The organism is Sphingorhabdus sp. EL138 (genome assembly GCF_945862485.1).
Classification (GTDB): Bacteria; Pseudomonadota; Alphaproteobacteria; order Sphingomonadales; family Sphingomonadaceae; genus Sphingorhabdus_B.
This window is the reverse complement of record NZ_CAMAYF010000001.1, coordinates 62034-78283: the sequence shown is the minus strand read 5'-3', so window position 1 is coordinate 78283 and position 16250 is coordinate 62034. Positions and strand designations below refer to the sequence as shown.

The following is a 16250-nucleotide window of genomic DNA, read 5'->3' as shown; positions in this document are numbered from 1 at the left end:
ATGGAGTAGGCGTGCAAGGTGGGGCGGGGTAAAATTGCTGGTCAGGGAAGGGGGGCGTGATGAAGGATAAAGCGAAGTGGGAAACGAATTAAGACCCTGAAACAAGTTCAAGGTGACGCGATGTGTGTGGCTGGGGCGACTGTCGTTTCCGATAAAAATCGCACAAAACAAACGTCTTACTACATTCCAGATAGTTACAAATCGCGTCCTAACCCATCAAAGGCGTATTTATGCCGCGCGGGTGCGTCCCGCGATTAGCCGTGGCGTAAGGCGTCGGTGACTTCATCGAGGCTGCCGCACACGCGGAGCAATTGATCCTTTCCAAATACGATCAAGCATTCATCCTGCGCATTGTCGGCGGCGCGGACAAATTGAACAATTTCGGGATTGACCGAGATTTTTTGGCCACGCGCGTCAGTCATAGTGACAAAGGGGATCATGCATTTTCCTTAGAACATTTTATGGCGCGGCTGGGCGTCGTGCGCGCGAAGATGAAGTGCCTATCATGTTTCCTGTGCGTCGGCGAGGCGTGATGGATTTCGTTCCGTCGTGTTTAGGCTGACGCCTGCCCGTTTCCTTTGGCTGGCTTTTAACATTCACCGCCGCTACAGCGCGGATATGAACCCCATCATCCTTGTCATGTCGGGTGGAGCCATGGGCGCAGGCTTGCGTTATGGCCTGTCTCGCGCCTTGCCGGTCGGCGCGGCTGGTTGGCCGTGGCCGACCTTTGCCGCAAATGTCGTTGGCGGGCTGTGCATGGGCATATTGGCATTATGGCTGCTGCGTGGGGACAATGCGGCGGAACCGTTGCGTCTGTTTCTGGGTGTCGGCGTTTTGGGCGGGTTTACGACCTTCAGCGCCTTCTCATTGGAAATGGCGCAGATGGTGCAACGCGGGCAGATGGGCCTAGCGGCCCTATATGCGCTGGCGTCGGTGTTATTGGCGCTTGGCGCAGTGTTCGCTGGGATGGCGATAGCAAAGGCAATTTGGGCATGAGTAAGCAAGACGAAAAAGGCATACGGCAATTTGTCGTGGCCCCCGATGATGATGGCATACGGTTGGACCGTTGGTTCAAGCGGCATTTGCCCGACGCGTCGTTCAACATCGTGTCGCGCTGGGCGCGCACGGGGCAATTGCGCGTCGATGGCAAGCGGGCCACACCGGGTGTTCGGTTGCTGGCGGGCCAGACATTGCGCGTTCCGCCTGCGGACAGTTCTGCGTCCTCCAGCGCGCGGCCGGTGCGTAAGCGCCGTGACCTGACCGAAGACGAAATGGAATTCGCGCTGAGCATGGTCATCCACAAGGATGATGCCGCCTTGGTGATCAACAAGCCGGCAGGGTTGGCGACACAGGGCGGAACCAAGACCGAGAACCATGTCGATGGCCTGCTGGATGCCTTGGGCTTTGAGCTTGATAGCCGGCCAAAGCTTGTCCACCGATTGGACAAGGATACATCGGGCGCGTTGCTTTTGGCGCGGACATCGCGTTCGGCGGGGCATTTTGCTAAGGCATTTTCATCGCGCACCGCGCGCAAGGTATATTGGGCTTTGGTCGTGGGCGTGCCGGACATTGCCGATGGCTTCATTGACCTGCCCATTGGCAAGCAACCGGGCAGCGGCGGCGAAAAAATGCATGTCGATGAAAAAGACGGGCAATCCGCGCGCACCCGCTATCGTATTGTTGAACGCGCGGGCAACGCAACTGCATGGGTCGAATTGCAACCTTATACAGGCCGCACCCATCAGTTGCGTGTGCATATGGCGGCGATTGGCCACCCGATTGTCGGCGACGGCAAATATGGCGGCAAGGAAGCGTTTCTAACGGGCACGATCAGCCGTAAAATGCATCTCCACGCCCGCCGCATCCGCATTGACCACCCTTCGGGCCATCAAATTGATGTCCGCGCCGATTTGCCACCGCATATGGCGGCCAGCTTTGACGATTTGGGCTTCGACATTGAAATGGGCGATGCCTTAGTGCTCGACGCACCCAAATTCAGCGAAACCGCCGAAGGCAAGAAACGCGTTGCGGCCAATATCGCCAAGTCTGCGCGCAAAGAACGCAAGGGTGAACGCCGCTCGCGTGGTTCGGTGGCCGACAAGCCCAAGGATAATAAACGCAGCCAAATGGCCGCTGGCAAGAAAATCGCGGCGAAAAAGCCTGTGATCAAGAAAGCCGTCGCTGGAAAAGCGCCAGCAAAGAGGGCACCTGTGAAGAAGAAGGCTGCACCAAGGACCAATGCTTAATGCACCCGAACGCCGCCTTTGCTTGGGAAGATCTTGACGCGCTGCGCGCTTTTGCGCAGGATATAGGGTTTGGCACGATTTTTTTGGCGACCCCGGAGGGGCCGCGCGTTGCCCATCTGCCCTTCGTTTTTTTGGCAGAAAACCGCATTGGTTTTCATATCGCGCGCAACAACGCGATGACCCAATATCTGGATGGCGCGGAAGCCTTGTTTGTTGTCAACGGTCCGGACGGGTATATCAGCCCGGATTGGTATGGCATGGATAATCAAGTGCCCACTTGGAACTATTGCGCAGCAGAGATGCAGGGCAATATGCGCCAAATGGACGCAGCTGAGCTGATCGCCCAATCCGATGCGCTGAGCCTATTTCAGGAAACGAAATTGGCGCCAAAGCCGCTTTGGGATCGGTCGAAAATGGCCGATGGTTATTTTGAAAAGATGCTTCGGGGCATATTGGGCTTTCATATGGACATCACCGCGTGGCGCGGCACGCGCAAATTAGGACAAAATAAACCCGACGCCGCACGCAATGCCGCTGCCGACGGGGCCGCGCAAGCGGGCAAGCCCGATATTGCTGATGTGATGCGCCATCTGCCGTGACGGTGAAGCTTGCCATATTTGATTGCGACGGGACTTTGGTCGACAGTCAGGCCAATATTTGCATGGCGATGGAGCATGCGTTTGAAGGCGCGGGGCATCCGCCACCGCTGCGGCACGATATACGGCGCGTGGTTGGACTGTCTTTGGTGGAATCGATGCGGGTGTTGTTGCCCCATGCCGATGCCAAAACCCATGATGATTTGGCCGAACAGTATCGCGCGGCGTTCCTGACATTGCGCAACAATGGCCTCGTCGACGAACCGCTTTATGACGGTATAGCGGCCTTATTGTCGGAATTGGACGAAGACGGGTGGATGTTGGGCGTGGCTACAGGCAAGTCAGATCGCGGGCTGATCCGCTGTTTGGACCATCATGCGATTAAGGGCCTGTTTGTGACGCTGCAAACCGCCGACAGCCATCCGTCCAAACCGCACCCGTCAATGGTGTATCAGGCCTTGGCCGATGCCGACGCGGACGCATGCAATGCGGTGGTTATTGGTGATACGGTGTATGACATTCATATGGGCCGCGCCGCCGGAACGCGAACGGTGGGCGTAAATTGGGGCTATCACAAAGTTGCAGAGTTGCGCGAAGCAGGCGCGGACTATATCGCCGAAAGCATGGATGATCTGAAGGCCTATCTAAAGGATTTTGCATGACGCCAATGGACGACAAGGCCCGCGCAGAAATGCAGGCACAATATCGCTTTTTGGTCATTAACCTTTGCCGGATCACAGGCGCCGTCTTATTGGTGGTGGGCCTTGCCGCCATTGCGCGGGAGGCGTTTGGTATCCCCAAGGCGGCGGGGTATGTGTTGTTTCTGCTTGGTATGCTCGACTTTCTCCTTGTACCTGTATTCCTTTCCAAAAGATGGAAAAGTAAGCCGGATCAATGAGGCGGTTTTGGAAAGAGGTTACGCTTGAGCCCACGCCATTGGGCCAAGCTGTCCGGCTCGATGGGCGTCCGGTAAAGACACCCACGGGTAATGCGCTTGCGCTGCCGACGCAGAAAATGGCGGACGCAGTCGTGGCCGAGTGGGAGGCGGTGGAAAAAACGCTTAACCCGATATTGATGCCCGTGACGGGCTTTGCCAATGCCGCCATTGACCGGATTGCGCCGGATCATGCGGGCTTTGCCGCCGCCATTGCCGCTTATGGTGAGACAGACCTTTTTTGTTATCGCGCGGCGGCTGGTGAAGCTTTGGCCGACCGGCAGGCACAGATTTGGGACCCTTGGCTGCATTGGGCGCAGGGTCGATATGACATTAGCTTTGTGATTGTCGAAGGCATCATGCACCAGCTGCAACCCGTCGCAACGCTGGAGATATTGCGCGGCGTGGTCGCTAGACGCGGAGCATTTGAGCTGGCGGCGATGGCGAAGCTTGCGCATTTGTCGGGGTCGCTCGTTGCCACCTTGGCGGTGATTGAGCGCGCAGGCACGCCCGAAGATATTTGGAACGCCGCCTGCCTCGATGAATATTGGCAGGAAGAGTTATGGGGCGCCGACCATTGGGCGCAGAAAAACCGCAGTGACCGCGAAGGCGAATTTATGGCGGCCGCACGCTTTCTTGACCTGCTGACGTCCGGAACATAGGTGAATACCCATCTCACGGGGGTTTTGTGCAGCGTGTAATCGCGCGGTGCATTTAAGGAAAAAGCCATGACCGATAGCGCAACTTTCACCCTACGCCCCATTCCCAAGGCTGCCTTTATCGCGGGCTATGCCGGATTATTGCCGCAGGTCATTGCCGCCATTATGGTGCTATCGGGTTCCGATTATCAATGGACTGGCCTTGCCTTGGCGTATGGCTATGCCGCCTTTATTTTCAGCTTTATCGGCGGCATGTGGTGGGCGCTTGGCATGACCACGCGCACAGATGATGCGTCCGCCAATGGCATTTTCGCGCTGGCCGTTGCGCCCAGCTTGCTGGCGCTGGCTACCTATGTGCCGTGGATTTTGGGTTGGGAATGGCCCGGCCCGTCGTTGGCGTGGCTTGGGTTTTTCCTGCTGCTATCGCCCTTGGGGGATCGCTGGCTGGGTGCACGTTGTGCCTTGCCTATGGGCTGGATGCAGCTGCGCTGGCATTTGTCGCTTGGGCTGGGCGGATTGACCCTGTTGCTGGCTGGGTTGGCTTAAGACGCGGCGAGATCGCGTACGAAGCCGATAAGGCCCTTTTGCCGCCGCCTTTTCATGCGTTCGGCGGCGAGTATCTGCCGTACTTTTTCAAAACAGGCCTGCACATCATCGTTGATGAGCACATAATCATAGCCATCCCAATGCCCGATTTCGGCCTTTGCGCGGCTCATGCGATCGGAAATGACGGATTCGCTGTCCTGCGCGCGGCTGAATAATCGGCGCTCCAGTTCTTCGATAGATGGTGGCAAGATGAACACGCGGACGACATCCGGTCCGGCCTCTTGATATAATTGCTGCGCGCCTTGCCAATCGATGTCGAACAGAACATCGCAACCTGCCGCAAGCTTTTCCTCCACAGGGCCTTTGGGCGTGCCATAACGGTTGCCAAAGACATGCGCCCATTCCAGAAATTCCCCGTCTGCTGCCATTTGTTTGAATGTTGCGACATCCGTGAAATGATAATGCACACCTTCAATCTCGCCGGGGCGGGGAGGGCGGGTGGTGTAGGAGACCGATAAAGCGATTTTGTCATCCGCATCCAAAAGCATACGCGAAAGCGTGGATTTGCCAGCACCGGAGGGCGACGAAAGGACGAGCAGAAGGCCGCGGCGTTCCAATTCATACGGCTTGTGTGGGTCTTTATGGGCCATAGCCGCTACTGCGCGAAAGGGCAGGGCGGCGTCAAGAGGGAAGCGCAGTCCGTGGACGGCAAAAGCGGGTTAGGCGTCCTTACGCTCTTTGCGTTTGTCATAAATAGTTTTGGCTGCAATTGCGCCGCCGACCAGCAATAAGCCTGGAATGGAACGCGTCGCTATCCGCGTGGCCAGCAGACCAATGCCCGCGCCCAGCAAGCCATGACCCTGCTTGCGACCGATGGTTTCGCCGATAACGGCCCCTGCGATGGATTTTAACATGAGATGTTTCCCGTTAAACGTGACGACATGACATGCCTTAAACCATGTCTTCTGCTCGAACATGGGTATCGAAAGTGGCTGCGTCAACCAGACCGGATGCCAATGCGGCTTCGCGCAGCGTCGTTCCGTCGCGATGTGCCTGTTTCGCGATTTTCGCGGCATTGTCGTAACCAATGATGGGGGCAAGTGCGGTGACGAGCATGAGCGAGCGATCGAGCAAGTCCGCGATACGCGCGCGGTCGGGTTCAAGGCCAGCGACGCAGTTGGTGGCGAAGCTGTCCATGCCAATGGTCAACAGTTCAATCGAACGTAGGACATTTGCGCCGATCAATGGCTTAAACACATTCAACTGCAAATGCCCCTGCAGTCCGCCAATCGTCACCGCCTGATGATTGCCGATAACTTGTGCGGCCACCATCGTCAGCATTTCGCATTGCGTCGGGTTGACCTTGCCGGGCATGATCGAGCTGCCCGGTTCATTTTCGGGCAGAATGAGCTCGCCAAGTCCGGAGCGCGGGCCGGACCCCAACAAGCGGATGTCATTGGCGATCTTGGTCAGCGAGACTGCGAGCGTATTGAATATGGCGGACATTTCGACCAACGTGTCGTGCGACGCCAAAGCCTCGAATTTGTTCGGCGCGCTGACCCATGGTACGCCTCCAGTCAATGCGGACAACTCCGTGCAGAAATCTGTACCGAAATCCTGCGGCGCGTTTAGGCCAGTACCAACTGCAGTCCCACCTTGTGCCAGCCGCGAAAGCCGGGGCCATATGCCAATAATCCGGTCGGCGCTGTCACCGAGCATGGCGACATAGGCCGAAAACTCCTGCCCCAATGTCAACGGCGTGGCATCTTGCAGATGCGTGCGTCCGATCTTGACGATATGGGCCCAATTTTCGCTATGCACCGCAAAAGCTGCTGCCAGCCCTCTTACGGCCTTTAATAATTGATCGCGTGCCGCCATGGCAATGGCCACATGCATCGCCGTTGGAAAGCTGTCATTCGACGACTGCGACATATTCACATGATCGTTGGGATGCACTGGCGATTTGCCGCCCCGCCTCCCCGTCAGCATTTCATTCGCGCGTCCGGCAATCACCTCGTTTACATTCATGTTCGACTGCGTGCCGCTGCCGGTTTGCCAGATGGTCAGCGGGAATTGATTGTCATGCTCGCCAGCGACGACTTCTGCTGCCGCCGCTTCGATGGCGTCAGCCAGCGCCGAGTCTAGTCCATGCTTACGGTTAACCCGCGAGGCGGCCTGCTTTACCAATGCTAAAGCGTAGATAATACCCATCGGCATGCGTTCATGCGCGGGGAAGGGGAAGTTGGCGATGCTCCGCTGCGTCTGCGCGCCCCAATAGGCATCTGCAGGGACATCGATTGGTCCAAAACTGTCAGTTTCCGTGCGGGCTTGCCCCGTCACTTTTTCCGTCCGAAGTCCACACTGACGACGTTGGAACCATCTTCGATGACGACGGAGGGGCCGTCATTACCGGCTTCTTCATGCTGTTTAGACGCGCTTTCGCCCGCGTCCACATGGAATTGCAGCGCGAAGTCCACCGCTGGGTCCACAAAGGCCGTGATCGCGGAATAAGGGATGAAAAGATGCGATGGGATTTGATTGAAAGACAGGCCAACTTCGAAATGTTCGGCTTCCACCTTCAGGTCCCAATATTTGTGCTGGAGCACAATGGTCATTTCGTCAGGGAAGCGTTCATGCAGATGTTGCGGAATAGAAACGCCGGGGGCTTGCGTCTTGAAAGTAATGTAGAAATGATGTTCGCCCGGTAGGCCATCGCGCGCAACATTGCCGAGCACACGGCCCACCACGGCGCGCAATGCCTCTTGCACAACGTCATCATAAGGAATCAGGCTATCAACATGCTCTTCGGTCATCGCCACTAGGTGGACCGCTGGGAGCCCGAAATCAAGACGCTTATTGCCGTAAGCCAACTTGCCAAATGCGCGCATACGGCTATATCGGCGGCCATGCGTACAGGCTCTATCAGTCGCAAGACGAACGAAACGTCCATTGATGTTGAGGTCAACCTCGACGGCAGTGGTGTATATGACGTGTCCACAGGCATTGGCTTTTTGGACCATATGTTGGAGCAATTGTCGCGGCATTCGCTCATCGATTTGAAGGTCAAGGCGATAGGCGATCTGCATATCGACCAGCATCACACCACCGAAGATACCGGTATCGCTATTGGCGAGGCGGTGTTGCAGGCTTTGGGCGATAAGCGCGGCATTACCCGTTATGGCACGGCCTATGCGCCGATGGACGAAACCCTGACGCGGTGCGCGCTCGACATTTCGGGCCGTCCGTATTTTGTGTGGAAAGTATCGCTTGGCATGCCGCGGCTTGGCGAATGGGACACGGAGCTGATCGAACATTGGTTCCACAGCTTCGCTACCAGCGCGGGCATCACATTGCATGTCGAAAATCTATATGGTTCGAACAACCATCATATTGTTGAGAGCTGTTATAAGGCTTTGGCCCGCGCCCTGCGGCAAGCGATTGAGATCGATCCGCGCAAGGCGGATGCTATTCCATCTACCAAAGGCACTTTGTAGGTCGTGTCACTTGCGCTGATTGATTATGGCGCGGGCAATCTGCATTCGGTGCATAATGCGTTGAAGGCGGCTGGTGCGAGAGACATTCGCGTGACCGCTGATCCAGATATTGTGGCCAAGGCCGGGCGTATTGTTCTGCCCGGCGTCGGCGCCTTTGCCCATTGTATGGAGGCTTTGTCCGCCATTGACGGCATGATCGATGCGATGGAACAGCGCGTTCGGGGTGAAGCCACACCATTTTTGGGCATTTGTGTTGGTATGCAATTGCTCGCCGATGAAGGCGTTGAACATGGCAGCACGCGCGGGCTGGGTTGGATTGGCGGCACTGTGCGCGCGATTGCGCCAGCGCCTGACCTTAAAATCCCGCATATGGGCTGGAATGATGTTGTGCCCCATGACCGCGCGCCGTTGATAGAGCGCGGCGAAGCTTATTTCCTCCATGGCTATCACTTCGATGCCGCAAATGAGGTGGATGTGCTTGCGACCACTGACCATGGTGGTCCACTCGTTGCGGCGGTTGGCCACGACAATATCATGGGTGTGCAATTTCACCCCGAAAAGAGCCAGACTTATGGCATCAATTTTCTGAAACGCTTTTTGGAGTGGATGCCGTGATTGTCTTCCCTGCGATTGACCTAAAGGGTGGCGAAGTTGTCCGCTTGGCCGAAGGCGATATGAACCGCGCGACGGTCTATGCCGATGACCCAGCGGCGCAGGCGATGCTGTTTGCCGAACAAGGCGCGCAATTTCTACATGTGGTCGACCTCGACGGTGCATTCGCCGGACGGCCAGAAAATGCCGAAGCGGTGGAAGGGATTATCGAAAATTTCCCCGGCTATATCCAATTGGGCGGCGGCATTCGCAATACGCAGACAGCGGAGCGCTGGTTCGACATGGGTGTGGCGCGGCTGGTCATTGGTACAGCGGCGCTGAAAGACCCAAATTTTGTGAAGGATATGGCGCGCGAATTTACAGATGGCATTGTCGTTGCCGTTGACGCGCGCGATGGATTTGTTGCCACCGAAGGCTGGGCGGAGAAATCCGACATGCCGGTCATTGATCTGGCGCGCCGGTTTGAGGATGCGGGCGTTGCCTCGATCCTGTTCACCGATGTTGGTCGCGACGGGATGCTGACCGGATGCAATATCGACGCAACGGTTGATTTGGCGCGGCGGGTGCATATTCCGGTGATCGCCAGCGGCGGGGTGAAGGGGATAGACGATATCCATATGCTTGCGCGCCATGCCAAAGACGGCATTGAAGGCGTCATCACGGGCCGTGCGATTTATGATGGGCGGCTGGATCTCGCAACGGCGATCAAAGCGGCGGAACGCGCGTGACCGTTCGCGTCCGCGTTATTCCCTGTCTCGACGTCTCCAATGGCCGTGTGGTCAAGGGTGTCAATTTCGTAGACCTACGCGATGCAGGCGACCCGGTGGAGCAAGCGCAAGCTTATGATGCTGCCGGTGCCGATGAGCTATGCTTCTTGGACATCGGCGCAAGCCATGAGGGACGCGGCACCATTATTGACGTCGTGCGGCGCACGGCGGAGGTATGCTTCATGCCGCTGACCGTGGGCGGCGGCGTGCGCAGCGCAGAGGATGCGCGGGCGTTATTGCTGGCGGGCGCAGATAAGGTCGCGGTTAACAGTGCAGCTGTGGCGCGGCCAGAGCTTGTGGCCGACATCGCCGCGCGTTTCGGCAGTCAGTGCGTGGTGGCATCCGTGGATGCGCGGCGAACGCGCAACGGATGGGAAATCTTCACCCATGGTGGCCGCAATTCAACGGGCATTGACGCGTTGGAGCATGCCGTCAGGCTTGCCGAATTAGGCGCGGGCGAATTGTTGGTGACGAGCATGGACCGCGACGGCACGCGGGACGGCTATGACCTTGAATTGACCCGCGCGATTGCAGATGCGGTCCATATTCCGGTGGTGGCCAGTGGCGGTGTGGGCAATCTCGACCATCTGGTCGCTGGCGTGCGCGAAGGCCATGCCAGCGCCGTTCTGGCCGCTTCGATATTCCATTTCGGCCAATATAGCATTGCGAATGCCCATGCGGCGTTACGGGCGGCTGGATTGCCGGCGCGGGTCTAATATTTCTGAAAAAATCTGCGTGGCGAGTCCTTGACCTGACACAAAAACTTACTACATGGGCTCCGTTAGCACTCGTCCTGTATGAGTGCTAACGTATATTCATTGCCGTCCTCTGCTTCATGCAGGAGTGGCGGGATGGCGAAACAGAAAAAGGATAGTTCAACATGGCATTTCGTCCATTGCATGATCGCGTTCTCGTCCGTCGGGTCGAGGCCGAAGCAAAAACCGCTGGCGGGATCATCATCCCTGATACAGCTCAGGAAAAGCCACAAGAAGGCGAAGTCGTCTCGGTTGGCACAGGCACACGCGCCGATGACGGCACGGTAACGGCGCTTGACGTTAAGGCCGGTGACAAGATTTTGTTCGGCAAATGGTCGGGCACCGAAGTCAAGATCGACGGTGAAGACCTGCTGATCATGAAGGAATCGGATATCTTGGGAATCGTTTCCTAAGCAACCCGGTTCGTCATCCTGAACGTGTTTCAGGATAACGCACCGCCGCCTGTTATCCTGAAACAAGTTCAGGATGACGACAGAATTCAGATTTAAATAAGGAAAAATATCATGGCTGCTAAAGACGTGAAATTCGGCCGCGATGCGCGTGAACGCATCCTGCGCGGCGTAGACATTCTTGCCGATGCGGTGAAGGTGACTTTGGGTCCAAAGGGACGCAATGTTGTCATCGACAAAAGCTTCGGCGCACCACGCATCACCAAGGACGGCGTTACCGTCGCCAAGGAAATCGAACTGAAGGATAAGTTCGAAAATATGGGTGCACAAATGGTCCGCGAAGTTGCTTCGAAGACCAACGACATTGCCGGTGACGGCACGACCACTGCAACAGTTTTGGCGCAAGCAATCGTTCGCGAAGGCATGAAGTCGGTTGCAGCGGGCATGAACCCAATGGACCTGAAGCGCGGTATCGACTCAGCGGTAAACGCCGTTGTTGCTGACCTCGTGAAGCGTTCGAAGCCTGTTGCGGGCTCTTCGGAAATCGCACAGGTCGGCACAATCTCTGCCAATGGCGAAGCTGAAATCGGTAAGATGATTGCAGACGCCATGGAGAAGGTTGGCAAGGAAGGCGTCATCACCGTCGAAGAAGCTAAGGGCCGTGAAAGCGAGCTCGAAGTTGTCGAAGGTATGCAGTTCGACCGTGGTTACCTGTCGCCATATTTCATCACCAACACCGAAAAAATGTCGGTCGAGTTGGACAACCCATATATCCTCATCCACGAAAAGAAGCTCGGCAACTTGCAAGCCATGTTGCCAATTCTCGAAGCTGTGGTGCAGTCGGGTCGTCCATTGCTCATCATCGCTGAAGACGTTGAAGGCGAAGCGCTTGCCACTTTGGTCGTCAACAAGCTGCGTGGCGGCTTGAAGATTGCTGCGGTGAAGGCACCAGGCTTTGGCGATCGTCGCAAGGCGATGTTGGAAGATATCGCGATCCTTACCAAGGGTGAAATGATCAGCGAAGATCTCGGCATCAAGCTGGAAACCGTTACCTTGGGCATGCTTGGCCAAGCTAAGCGCGTCACCATCGACAAGGACAACACCATCATCGTCGACGGCGCTGGTGAAACCGATGCGATCAAGGGCCGCGTAGAAGCGATCCGTGCGCAAATCGAAAACACCACGTCGGATTACGACAAGGAAAAGCTGCAAGAGCGTTTGGCGAAGCTCGCCGGCGGTGTTGCCGTGATCAAGGTCGGTGGTTCGACCGAAGTTGAAGTGAAAGAGCGCAAGGACCGCGTTGACGACGCGCTGCACGCAACCCGCGCAGCCGTTGAAGAAGGCATCGTCCCAGGCGGCGGTACAGCACTTCTGTACGCTACTAAGGCTCTCGAAGGCCTCAAGGGCGCCAATGACGACCAAACACGCGGTGTTGACATTATCCGTAAGGCGATTGTCGCTCCATTGCGTCAAATCGCAGCCAACGCCGGATATGATGGCGCGGTTGTTTCGGGCAATCTGTTGCGCGAAAATGACGAGACCATGGGCTTCAACGCATCAACCGATGTGTATGAAAACCTCGTGGCCTCAGGCGTTATCGACCCAACCAAGGTTGTCCGTACCGCGTTGCAAGATGCGGCATCGGTTGCTGGTCTGTTGATCACCACTGAAGCGGCTATCTCCGACGCGCCAGAAGACAAGGCCGCTGGCGCCGGCGGCATGCCAGGCGGCATGGGCGGCATGGGCGGCATGGGTGGTATGGACTTCTAAGTCCAAACCCTCAGCGCACGCTGAAACAAAATGGGCCGGAGGGGAAACCTTCCGGCCTTTTTTGTTGTTCAGGTATGGTTAGGAAATCAGCGCGTCATCTGCTGCAACATTTCGCCCATTTTCTGGTGCAGCATGTTCATGCCCTTTAACGGGCGAACCATTACCTTGAAATGGGTGATCAGGCCGTCATCATTGCAGCTGATCATATCAATGCCGTTGATAGCAACGCCATCGATGACGGTTTCGAATTCTAGAATCGCGCTGTTTTCCCGGTGCCATTCGCCGACATATTTGAATTCGGCATTGCCCAGCGTATGCCCCGCCGCCGCAAGATATTTGGCGGTGATGGCTTTGCCCAATTGCGGCGTGTGGACGACGGGGCTTTCGAAAATACAATCATCGTGCAAGATCGCCGCGATAGTGTCGACATCGCGTGACAAGGCGACTGTGTGCCAGATTTCGGCGGGGTTAGGCATGATCAATATCCTAAATCAAGGTTCACCATCGGTTCAAGCGCTGCGCCCTTGCGATAGCGTTCGAGATTTTCGAAAAAGCGTGTCGCCGAGCGGACGAACATCATGTCCTGCGCGCGGCCGGACAAATGCATCGTCACATGGGCATTATCCAGCGTCCAAAGCACATGGTCCGCGGGCAACGGCTCTGGCGTGGTGACGTCCAGAAACGCGTTGGCGATCTGCTTGGTTTGCAATGCGGTGATCAACGCGTCCTGATCCACCACAGATCCGCGCGCGATGTTGATGAGCGTTGCGCTGGGTTTCATCGCGGTAAGTTCATCTGCGCCAATCATATTGTCGGTTTCCGGCGTCGCAGGAACGGCGAGGATGACCCAGTCAAAACCCCCCAGCACCGCGCGCCATTGATCGGGCGTGAGTGTGTTTGGTCCCGCCGAGCGCCGCACCACGGTAATATCGACACCAAAGGGTTTGAGGCGTTCTTCAATCAGCTTGCCAATCGCGCCATAGCCCAGCAACAATGCCTTTGATCCGAACAGTTCAATTTTGCCTGGCGAATCCAGCAACCATTCGCGGCGTTCCTGCGCGCGCACAACTTCGCGATAGTTTTTGGCGACGGTCAGCATGCCCATCACCACATATTCCGCGATGGTGATGGCGTTAATGCCTGCGCCATTGGTGACAACGCAGCCTTGCGCCTTCAACTGTGCCAGTGGCATACCGTCGACACCCGCATAAATGCTGTTCAGCCATTTCATTTGAGTGGCGGCGCCAATGACCGCGGCCATGTCGCCTTTGTCGTACATGTCGAACCAGCCAATCTCTGCCTGCGGCGCTAGCTCCAGCGCTTCGTCTTTCGACATGAAGAAATGCGGTTCAATCCAGTCGGGCAACCGTGGTTCAATCAACGGACGCACAAGTCCCGACATTACGAGTTTCGTTTTGGTCATGCGGCAAAAGCCTTCCAAGTGACAAAGAGTAGGAACGGGATGCCGACAAGATCGGTCATTGCGATGGTTTTTAGCGCGGGCGGAGAGCCTGCAGACCAATAGAGGATCAAGAAGGAGATCATACTGACGCCGATACCAATGCTGGCAATGCGGCGGCTCGCAGGGTCAAAAGCAGCCCAAACTGCAAGTAGAAAGATAACGAGGAACAGCGCAGCGCGATGATGTAGCAACAGGAACAAAGGGTTATCGCTAGCAACGCGGTAGAGTTGCCCAATCATCGCCGGACGGAACAACGCTAGCGCGGGTAGGGCATGGATAGCCGCAAGGACGAGCCAGGCAATTGTGAGCATCATATGTCAAGCTTCCAATCCCAGCCCAGCGGGTCGCCGTCCATGACTTCAACGCCCTTGGCGATGAGGTCGTCGCGGATCGCGTCAGAATTGGCGAAGTCCTTAGCAGCGCGCGCTTCTTTGCGGGCGGCGAGGGCGGTTTCTATTTCTTCTTCGCTGATAAGGGCGGCTTTAGGCCTGACGCGGAGGTCCTGACGGGTGAGGGCCATCAGGTTAAGGCCGAGGACGTTGTCCATGTCGGCGATAGCCGCGAGTTGGTCGGCAACGCCGATTTTTTTGAGACTGAGCAGCGTTTCCAGCGCGGTTATTGCGATGGCGGTATTCAGGTCGTCCGCGATTGCCGTATCGAAATCATTGACCGAAGCCATAATGACTGCTGCAACGTCACCCTTAACCCCAACCACGTCACCCTGAACTTGTTTCAGGGTCAATGTATCAGCCTCAACCATTACTTCGTTAGGCACAATGGATGCTGGAACGTTAGTCACCGGAGGTGAAACAAGTTCAGCATGACGGGCCTTGAGGTTGGCAACCCCCATCACCATCCGCTTCAACCGCACAAACGCGGCCTGCAAGCCTTCCCAGCTAAACTCCAGCTCACTCCGGTAATGCGCCTGCAAGCACATCAGGCGGTAGGCGAGGGGGTGGAAACCTTTATCTATCAGCAATTGTACGCGCAGGAATTCGCCAGATGATTTGCTCATCTTGCCGCTGCGTTCGATCAGGAAGTTATTGTGCATCCAAAAATGAGCGCCGCTATGGTCACTGCTGCAGCGCGCCTGGTTTTGCGCGATTTCATTGGGGTGGTGGATTTCGCGATGGTCGATGCCGCCGGTGTGGATGTCGAAAGGTAGGCCAAGCAACGCCTCTGACATGACCGAGCATTCCAGATGCCAGCCCGGCGCGCCTTTGCCCCATGGGCTATCCCACTCCATTTGCCGCGTTTCGCCCGCTGGCGTCTTGCGCCAAATCGCAAAGTCCGCGGCGTTGCGTTTGCCCTCCACCTCTTCGATGCGTGCCCCCAGAGCATTGGCACCGTCTTCAGTCTTAGCGCGGGCCAACGCGCCATAATGGGCGACGGTGGCGGTGTCGAAATACAAGCCAGATTCCAGCTCATAGCAATGCTTGTCGGCGATGCTTTTGGCATAATCGATCATTGCGGGGACGTAATCGGTGGCGATGGACCAATGTGCGGGCTGACGAATGTTCAGCGCCTTGATGTCTTCCCAATAGGCTTCGGTATAATGGCGGGCGATATCCCAGATCGACTGGGCTTTCTCCGCCGCCATTTTCTCCATTTTGTCTTCGCCGGCATCGGCGTCGTCGGTCAAATGGCCGACATCGGTGATGTTGATGACATGGGTAAGCTTATAGCCCTTGTAGGAGAGCACGCGGCCCAACGTGTCGGCAAAGACATAAGCGCGCATGTTGCCGATATGCGGGTAATTATACACCGTCGGCCCGCACGTATACACCCGCGCTTCGCCCGCATGCACAGGGGTGAAGGTTTCCAGTTGCCGGGTGAGGCTGTTGAAGAGGCGCAATTCGGTCATGGCGTGGCGATGCTGGAAATGGGTGCGGAGGTCAAGTCACCTCCAACTGTCACCCTGAACTTGTTTGTGCTCTGCACGCCTGCGGCTCCAGGGTCTATTTCGCTTCTCTGCCCTGCGATTTGCGTGGCATAATGG

The 16250-nt window shown here is 56.6% G+C and carries 22 protein-coding genes; 13 read left to right on the top strand and 9 right to left on the bottom strand.

What is annotated here, in order from left to right:
* Positions 1-254 precede the first annotated feature (254 nt).
* The gene (locus Q0O33_RS00435) at positions 255-440 is read right to left on the bottom strand and encodes a hypothetical protein (protein ID WP_295494563.1); all 186 of its coding nucleotides are present in this window, start codon (positions 438-440) and stop codon (positions 255-257) included.
* A 178-nt stretch (positions 441-618) separates the two neighbouring features.
* Between Q0O33_RS00435 and crcB the strand changes: the two genes are divergently transcribed.
* The 7 genes from crcB to Q0O33_RS00400 all read left to right on the top strand — a co-directional run bounded on the left by crcB (position 619) and on the right by Q0O33_RS00400 (position 4981).
* Entirely contained in the window at positions 619-996 is a 378-nt protein-coding gene (gene crcB, locus Q0O33_RS00430) for a fluoride efflux transporter CrcB (RefSeq protein WP_295494560.1), read from the top strand.
* Entirely contained in the window at positions 993-2246 is a 1254-nt protein-coding gene (locus Q0O33_RS00425) for an RluA family pseudouridine synthase (protein WP_295494557.1), read from the top strand. The genes crcB and Q0O33_RS00425 overlap by 4 nt, the downstream gene beginning before the upstream one ends.
* Positions 2246-2845 (top strand): FMN-binding negative transcriptional regulator, encoded by a 600-nt coding sequence (locus tag Q0O33_RS00420; protein WP_295494554.1) that lies wholly within the window; start codon positions 2246-2248, stop codon positions 2843-2845. The genes Q0O33_RS00425 and Q0O33_RS00420 overlap by 1 nt, the downstream gene beginning before the upstream one ends.
* Positions 2842-3504, top strand: coding sequence for an HAD-IA family hydrolase (locus Q0O33_RS00415; RefSeq protein ID WP_295494551.1), 663 nt, complete (start codon positions 2842-2844; stop codon positions 3502-3504). Before Q0O33_RS00420 ends, Q0O33_RS00415 begins: the two co-directional genes overlap by 4 nt.
* Complete coding sequence (locus tag Q0O33_RS00410) at positions 3501-3740, top strand: hypothetical protein (RefSeq protein ID WP_295494548.1); 240 nt, start codon at positions 3501-3503, stop codon at positions 3738-3740. The genes Q0O33_RS00415 and Q0O33_RS00410 overlap by 4 nt, the downstream gene beginning before the upstream one ends.
* The gene (locus Q0O33_RS00405; protein WP_295494546.1) at positions 3737-4438 is read left to right on the top strand and encodes an ATP12 family protein; all 702 of its coding nucleotides are present in this window, start codon (positions 3737-3739) and stop codon (positions 4436-4438) included. Before Q0O33_RS00410 ends, Q0O33_RS00405 begins: the two co-directional genes overlap by 4 nt.
* Before the next feature lie 66 nt (positions 4439-4504).
* Complete coding sequence (locus tag Q0O33_RS00400) at positions 4505-4981, top strand: DUF3429 domain-containing protein (protein WP_295494544.1); 477 nt, start codon at positions 4505-4507, stop codon at positions 4979-4981.
* On the opposite strand, the gene gmk is transcribed toward Q0O33_RS00400, so the two are convergent.
* The 4 genes from gmk to Q0O33_RS00380 form a co-directional block, all read right to left on the bottom strand.
* On the bottom strand, positions 4978-5631 hold the full coding sequence (gene gmk, locus Q0O33_RS00395) for a guanylate kinase (protein WP_295494541.1): 654 nt from the start codon (positions 5629-5631) through the stop codon (positions 4978-4980). The two genes, Q0O33_RS00400 and gmk, sit on opposite strands and share 4 nt — an antisense overlap.
* A 69-nt stretch (positions 5632-5700) precedes the next feature.
* On the bottom strand, positions 5701-5895 hold the full coding sequence (locus Q0O33_RS00390) for a hypothetical protein (protein ID WP_295494538.1): 195 nt from the start codon (positions 5893-5895) through the stop codon (positions 5701-5703).
* A 37-nt stretch (positions 5896-5932) separates the two neighbouring features.
* Complete coding sequence (gene fumC / locus Q0O33_RS00385) at positions 5933-7321, bottom strand: class II fumarate hydratase (RefSeq protein WP_295494536.1); 1389 nt, start codon at positions 7319-7321, stop codon at positions 5933-5935.
* Positions 7318-7794, bottom strand: coding sequence for a ClpXP protease specificity-enhancing factor SspB (locus Q0O33_RS00380; RefSeq protein ID WP_295494925.1), 477 nt, complete (start codon positions 7792-7794; stop codon positions 7318-7320). The genes fumC and Q0O33_RS00380 overlap by 4 nt, the downstream gene beginning before the upstream one ends.
* Positions 7795-7887: 93 nt before the next feature.
* On the opposite strand from Q0O33_RS00380, the gene hisB reads away from it, so the two are divergent.
* The 6 genes from hisB (at position 7888) to groL (ending at position 12789) form a co-directional block, all read left to right on the top strand.
* Positions 7888-8475: an imidazoleglycerol-phosphate dehydratase HisB gene (gene hisB, locus Q0O33_RS00375; RefSeq protein WP_295494921.1), complete on the top strand. Its 588-nt coding sequence runs from the start codon at positions 7888-7890 to the stop codon at positions 8473-8475.
* Between the two features lie 3 nt (positions 8476-8478).
* A complete protein-coding gene (gene hisH, locus Q0O33_RS00370; RefSeq protein ID WP_295494533.1) occupies positions 8479-9090 on the top strand; it encodes an imidazole glycerol phosphate synthase subunit HisH in 612 nt (203 codons plus the stop codon).
* A complete protein-coding gene (gene hisA / locus Q0O33_RS00365) occupies positions 9087-9815 on the top strand; it encodes a 1-(5-phosphoribosyl)-5-[(5-phosphoribosylamino)methylideneamino]imidazole-4-carboxamide isomerase (protein ID WP_295494530.1) in 729 nt (242 codons plus the stop codon). Before hisH ends, hisA begins: the two co-directional genes overlap by 4 nt.
* Positions 9812-10570, top strand: coding sequence for an imidazole glycerol phosphate synthase subunit HisF (gene hisF, locus Q0O33_RS00360; RefSeq protein WP_295494527.1), 759 nt, complete (start codon positions 9812-9814; stop codon positions 10568-10570). Before hisA ends, hisF begins: the two co-directional genes overlap by 4 nt.
* 164 nt (positions 10571-10734) lie before the next feature.
* Positions 10735-11022 (top strand): co-chaperone GroES, encoded by a 288-nt coding sequence (groES, locus tag Q0O33_RS00355; RefSeq protein ID WP_125230447.1) that lies wholly within the window; start codon positions 10735-10737, stop codon positions 11020-11022.
* A gap of 111 nt (positions 11023-11133) precedes the next feature.
* On the top strand, positions 11134-12789 hold the full coding sequence (gene groL, locus Q0O33_RS00350; RefSeq protein ID WP_295494525.1) for a chaperonin GroEL: 1656 nt from the start codon (positions 11134-11136) through the stop codon (positions 12787-12789).
* 86 nt (positions 12790-12875) lie between these two features.
* On the opposite strand, the gene Q0O33_RS00345 is transcribed toward groL, so the two are convergent.
* From Q0O33_RS00345 to cysS, 4 genes are read right to left on the bottom strand one after another with little or no spacing between them, the layout of a single operon-like run.
* Positions 12876-13265, bottom strand: a complete 390-nt coding sequence (locus Q0O33_RS00345; RefSeq protein ID WP_295494522.1) for a nuclear transport factor 2 family protein — start codon at positions 13263-13265, stop codon at positions 12876-12878.
* Positions 13266-13267: 2 nt separating this feature from the next.
* Positions 13268-14212, bottom strand: a complete 945-nt coding sequence (locus Q0O33_RS00340; RefSeq protein ID WP_295494519.1) for a D-2-hydroxyacid dehydrogenase — start codon at positions 14210-14212, stop codon at positions 13268-13270.
* A complete protein-coding gene (locus tag Q0O33_RS00335) occupies positions 14209-14565 on the bottom strand; it encodes a hypothetical protein (RefSeq protein ID WP_295494516.1) in 357 nt (118 codons plus the stop codon). The genes Q0O33_RS00340 and Q0O33_RS00335 overlap by 4 nt, the downstream gene beginning before the upstream one ends.
* Positions 14562-16115 (bottom strand): cysteine--tRNA ligase, encoded by a 1554-nt coding sequence (gene cysS, locus Q0O33_RS00330; protein ID WP_295494513.1) that lies wholly within the window; start codon positions 16113-16115, stop codon positions 14562-14564. Before cysS ends, Q0O33_RS00335 begins: the two co-directional genes overlap by 4 nt.
* Positions 16116-16250 lie beyond the last annotated feature (135 nt).

What these genes read in the sequence shown, in the direction of transcription:
- Q0O33_RS00435 (WP_295494563.1), bottom strand. Translation starts at nt 440, where the DNA reads ATGATCCCCTTTGTCACTATGACTGACGCGCGTGGCCAAAAAATCTCG.
- crcB (WP_295494560.1), top strand. Translation starts at nt 619, where the DNA reads ATGAACCCCATCATCCTTGTCATGTCGGGTGGAGCCATGGGCGCAGGC.
- Q0O33_RS00425 (WP_295494557.1), top strand. Translation starts at nt 993, where the DNA reads ATGAGTAAGCAAGACGAAAAAGGCATACGGCAATTTGTCGTGGCCCCC.
- Q0O33_RS00420 (WP_295494554.1), top strand. Translation starts at nt 2,246, where the DNA reads ATGCACCCGAACGCCGCCTTTGCTTGGGAAGATCTTGACGCGCTGCGC.
- Q0O33_RS00410 (WP_295494548.1), top strand. Translation starts at nt 3,501, where the DNA reads ATGACGCCAATGGACGACAAGGCCCGCGCAGAAATGCAGGCACAATAT.
- Q0O33_RS00405 (WP_295494546.1), top strand. Translation starts at nt 3,737, where the DNA reads ATGAGGCGGTTTTGGAAAGAGGTTACGCTTGAGCCCACGCCATTGGGC.
- Q0O33_RS00400 (WP_295494544.1), top strand. Translation starts at nt 4,505, where the DNA reads ATGACCGATAGCGCAACTTTCACCCTACGCCCCATTCCCAAGGCTGCC.
- gmk (WP_295494541.1), bottom strand. Translation starts at nt 5,631, where the DNA reads ATGGCCCATAAAGACCCACACAAGCCGTATGAATTGGAACGCCGCGGC.
- Q0O33_RS00390 (WP_295494538.1), bottom strand. Translation starts at nt 5,895, where the DNA reads ATGTTAAAATCCATCGCAGGGGCCGTTATCGGCGAAACCATCGGTCGC.
- Q0O33_RS00380 (WP_295494925.1), bottom strand. Translation starts at nt 7,794, where the DNA reads ATGACCGAAGAGCATGTTGATAGCCTGATTCCTTATGATGACGTTGTG.
- hisB (WP_295494921.1), top strand. Translation starts at nt 7,888, where the DNA reads ATGCGTACAGGCTCTATCAGTCGCAAGACGAACGAAACGTCCATTGAT.
- groES (WP_125230447.1), top strand. Translation starts at nt 10,735, where the DNA reads ATGGCATTTCGTCCATTGCATGATCGCGTTCTCGTCCGTCGGGTCGAG.
- groL (WP_295494525.1), top strand. Translation starts at nt 11,134, where the DNA reads ATGGCTGCTAAAGACGTGAAATTCGGCCGCGATGCGCGTGAACGCATC.
- Q0O33_RS00345 (WP_295494522.1), bottom strand. Translation starts at nt 13,265, where the DNA reads ATGCCTAACCCCGCCGAAATCTGGCACACAGTCGCCTTGTCACGCGAT.
- Q0O33_RS00340 (WP_295494519.1), bottom strand. Translation starts at nt 14,212, where the DNA reads ATGACCAAAACGAAACTCGTAATGTCGGGACTTGTGCGTCCGTTGATT.
- Q0O33_RS00335 (WP_295494516.1), bottom strand. Translation starts at nt 14,565, where the DNA reads ATGATGCTCACAATTGCCTGGCTCGTCCTTGCGGCTATCCATGCCCTA.
- cysS (WP_295494513.1), bottom strand. Translation starts at nt 16,115, where the DNA reads ATGACCGAATTGCGCCTCTTCAACAGCCTCACCCGGCAACTGGAAACC.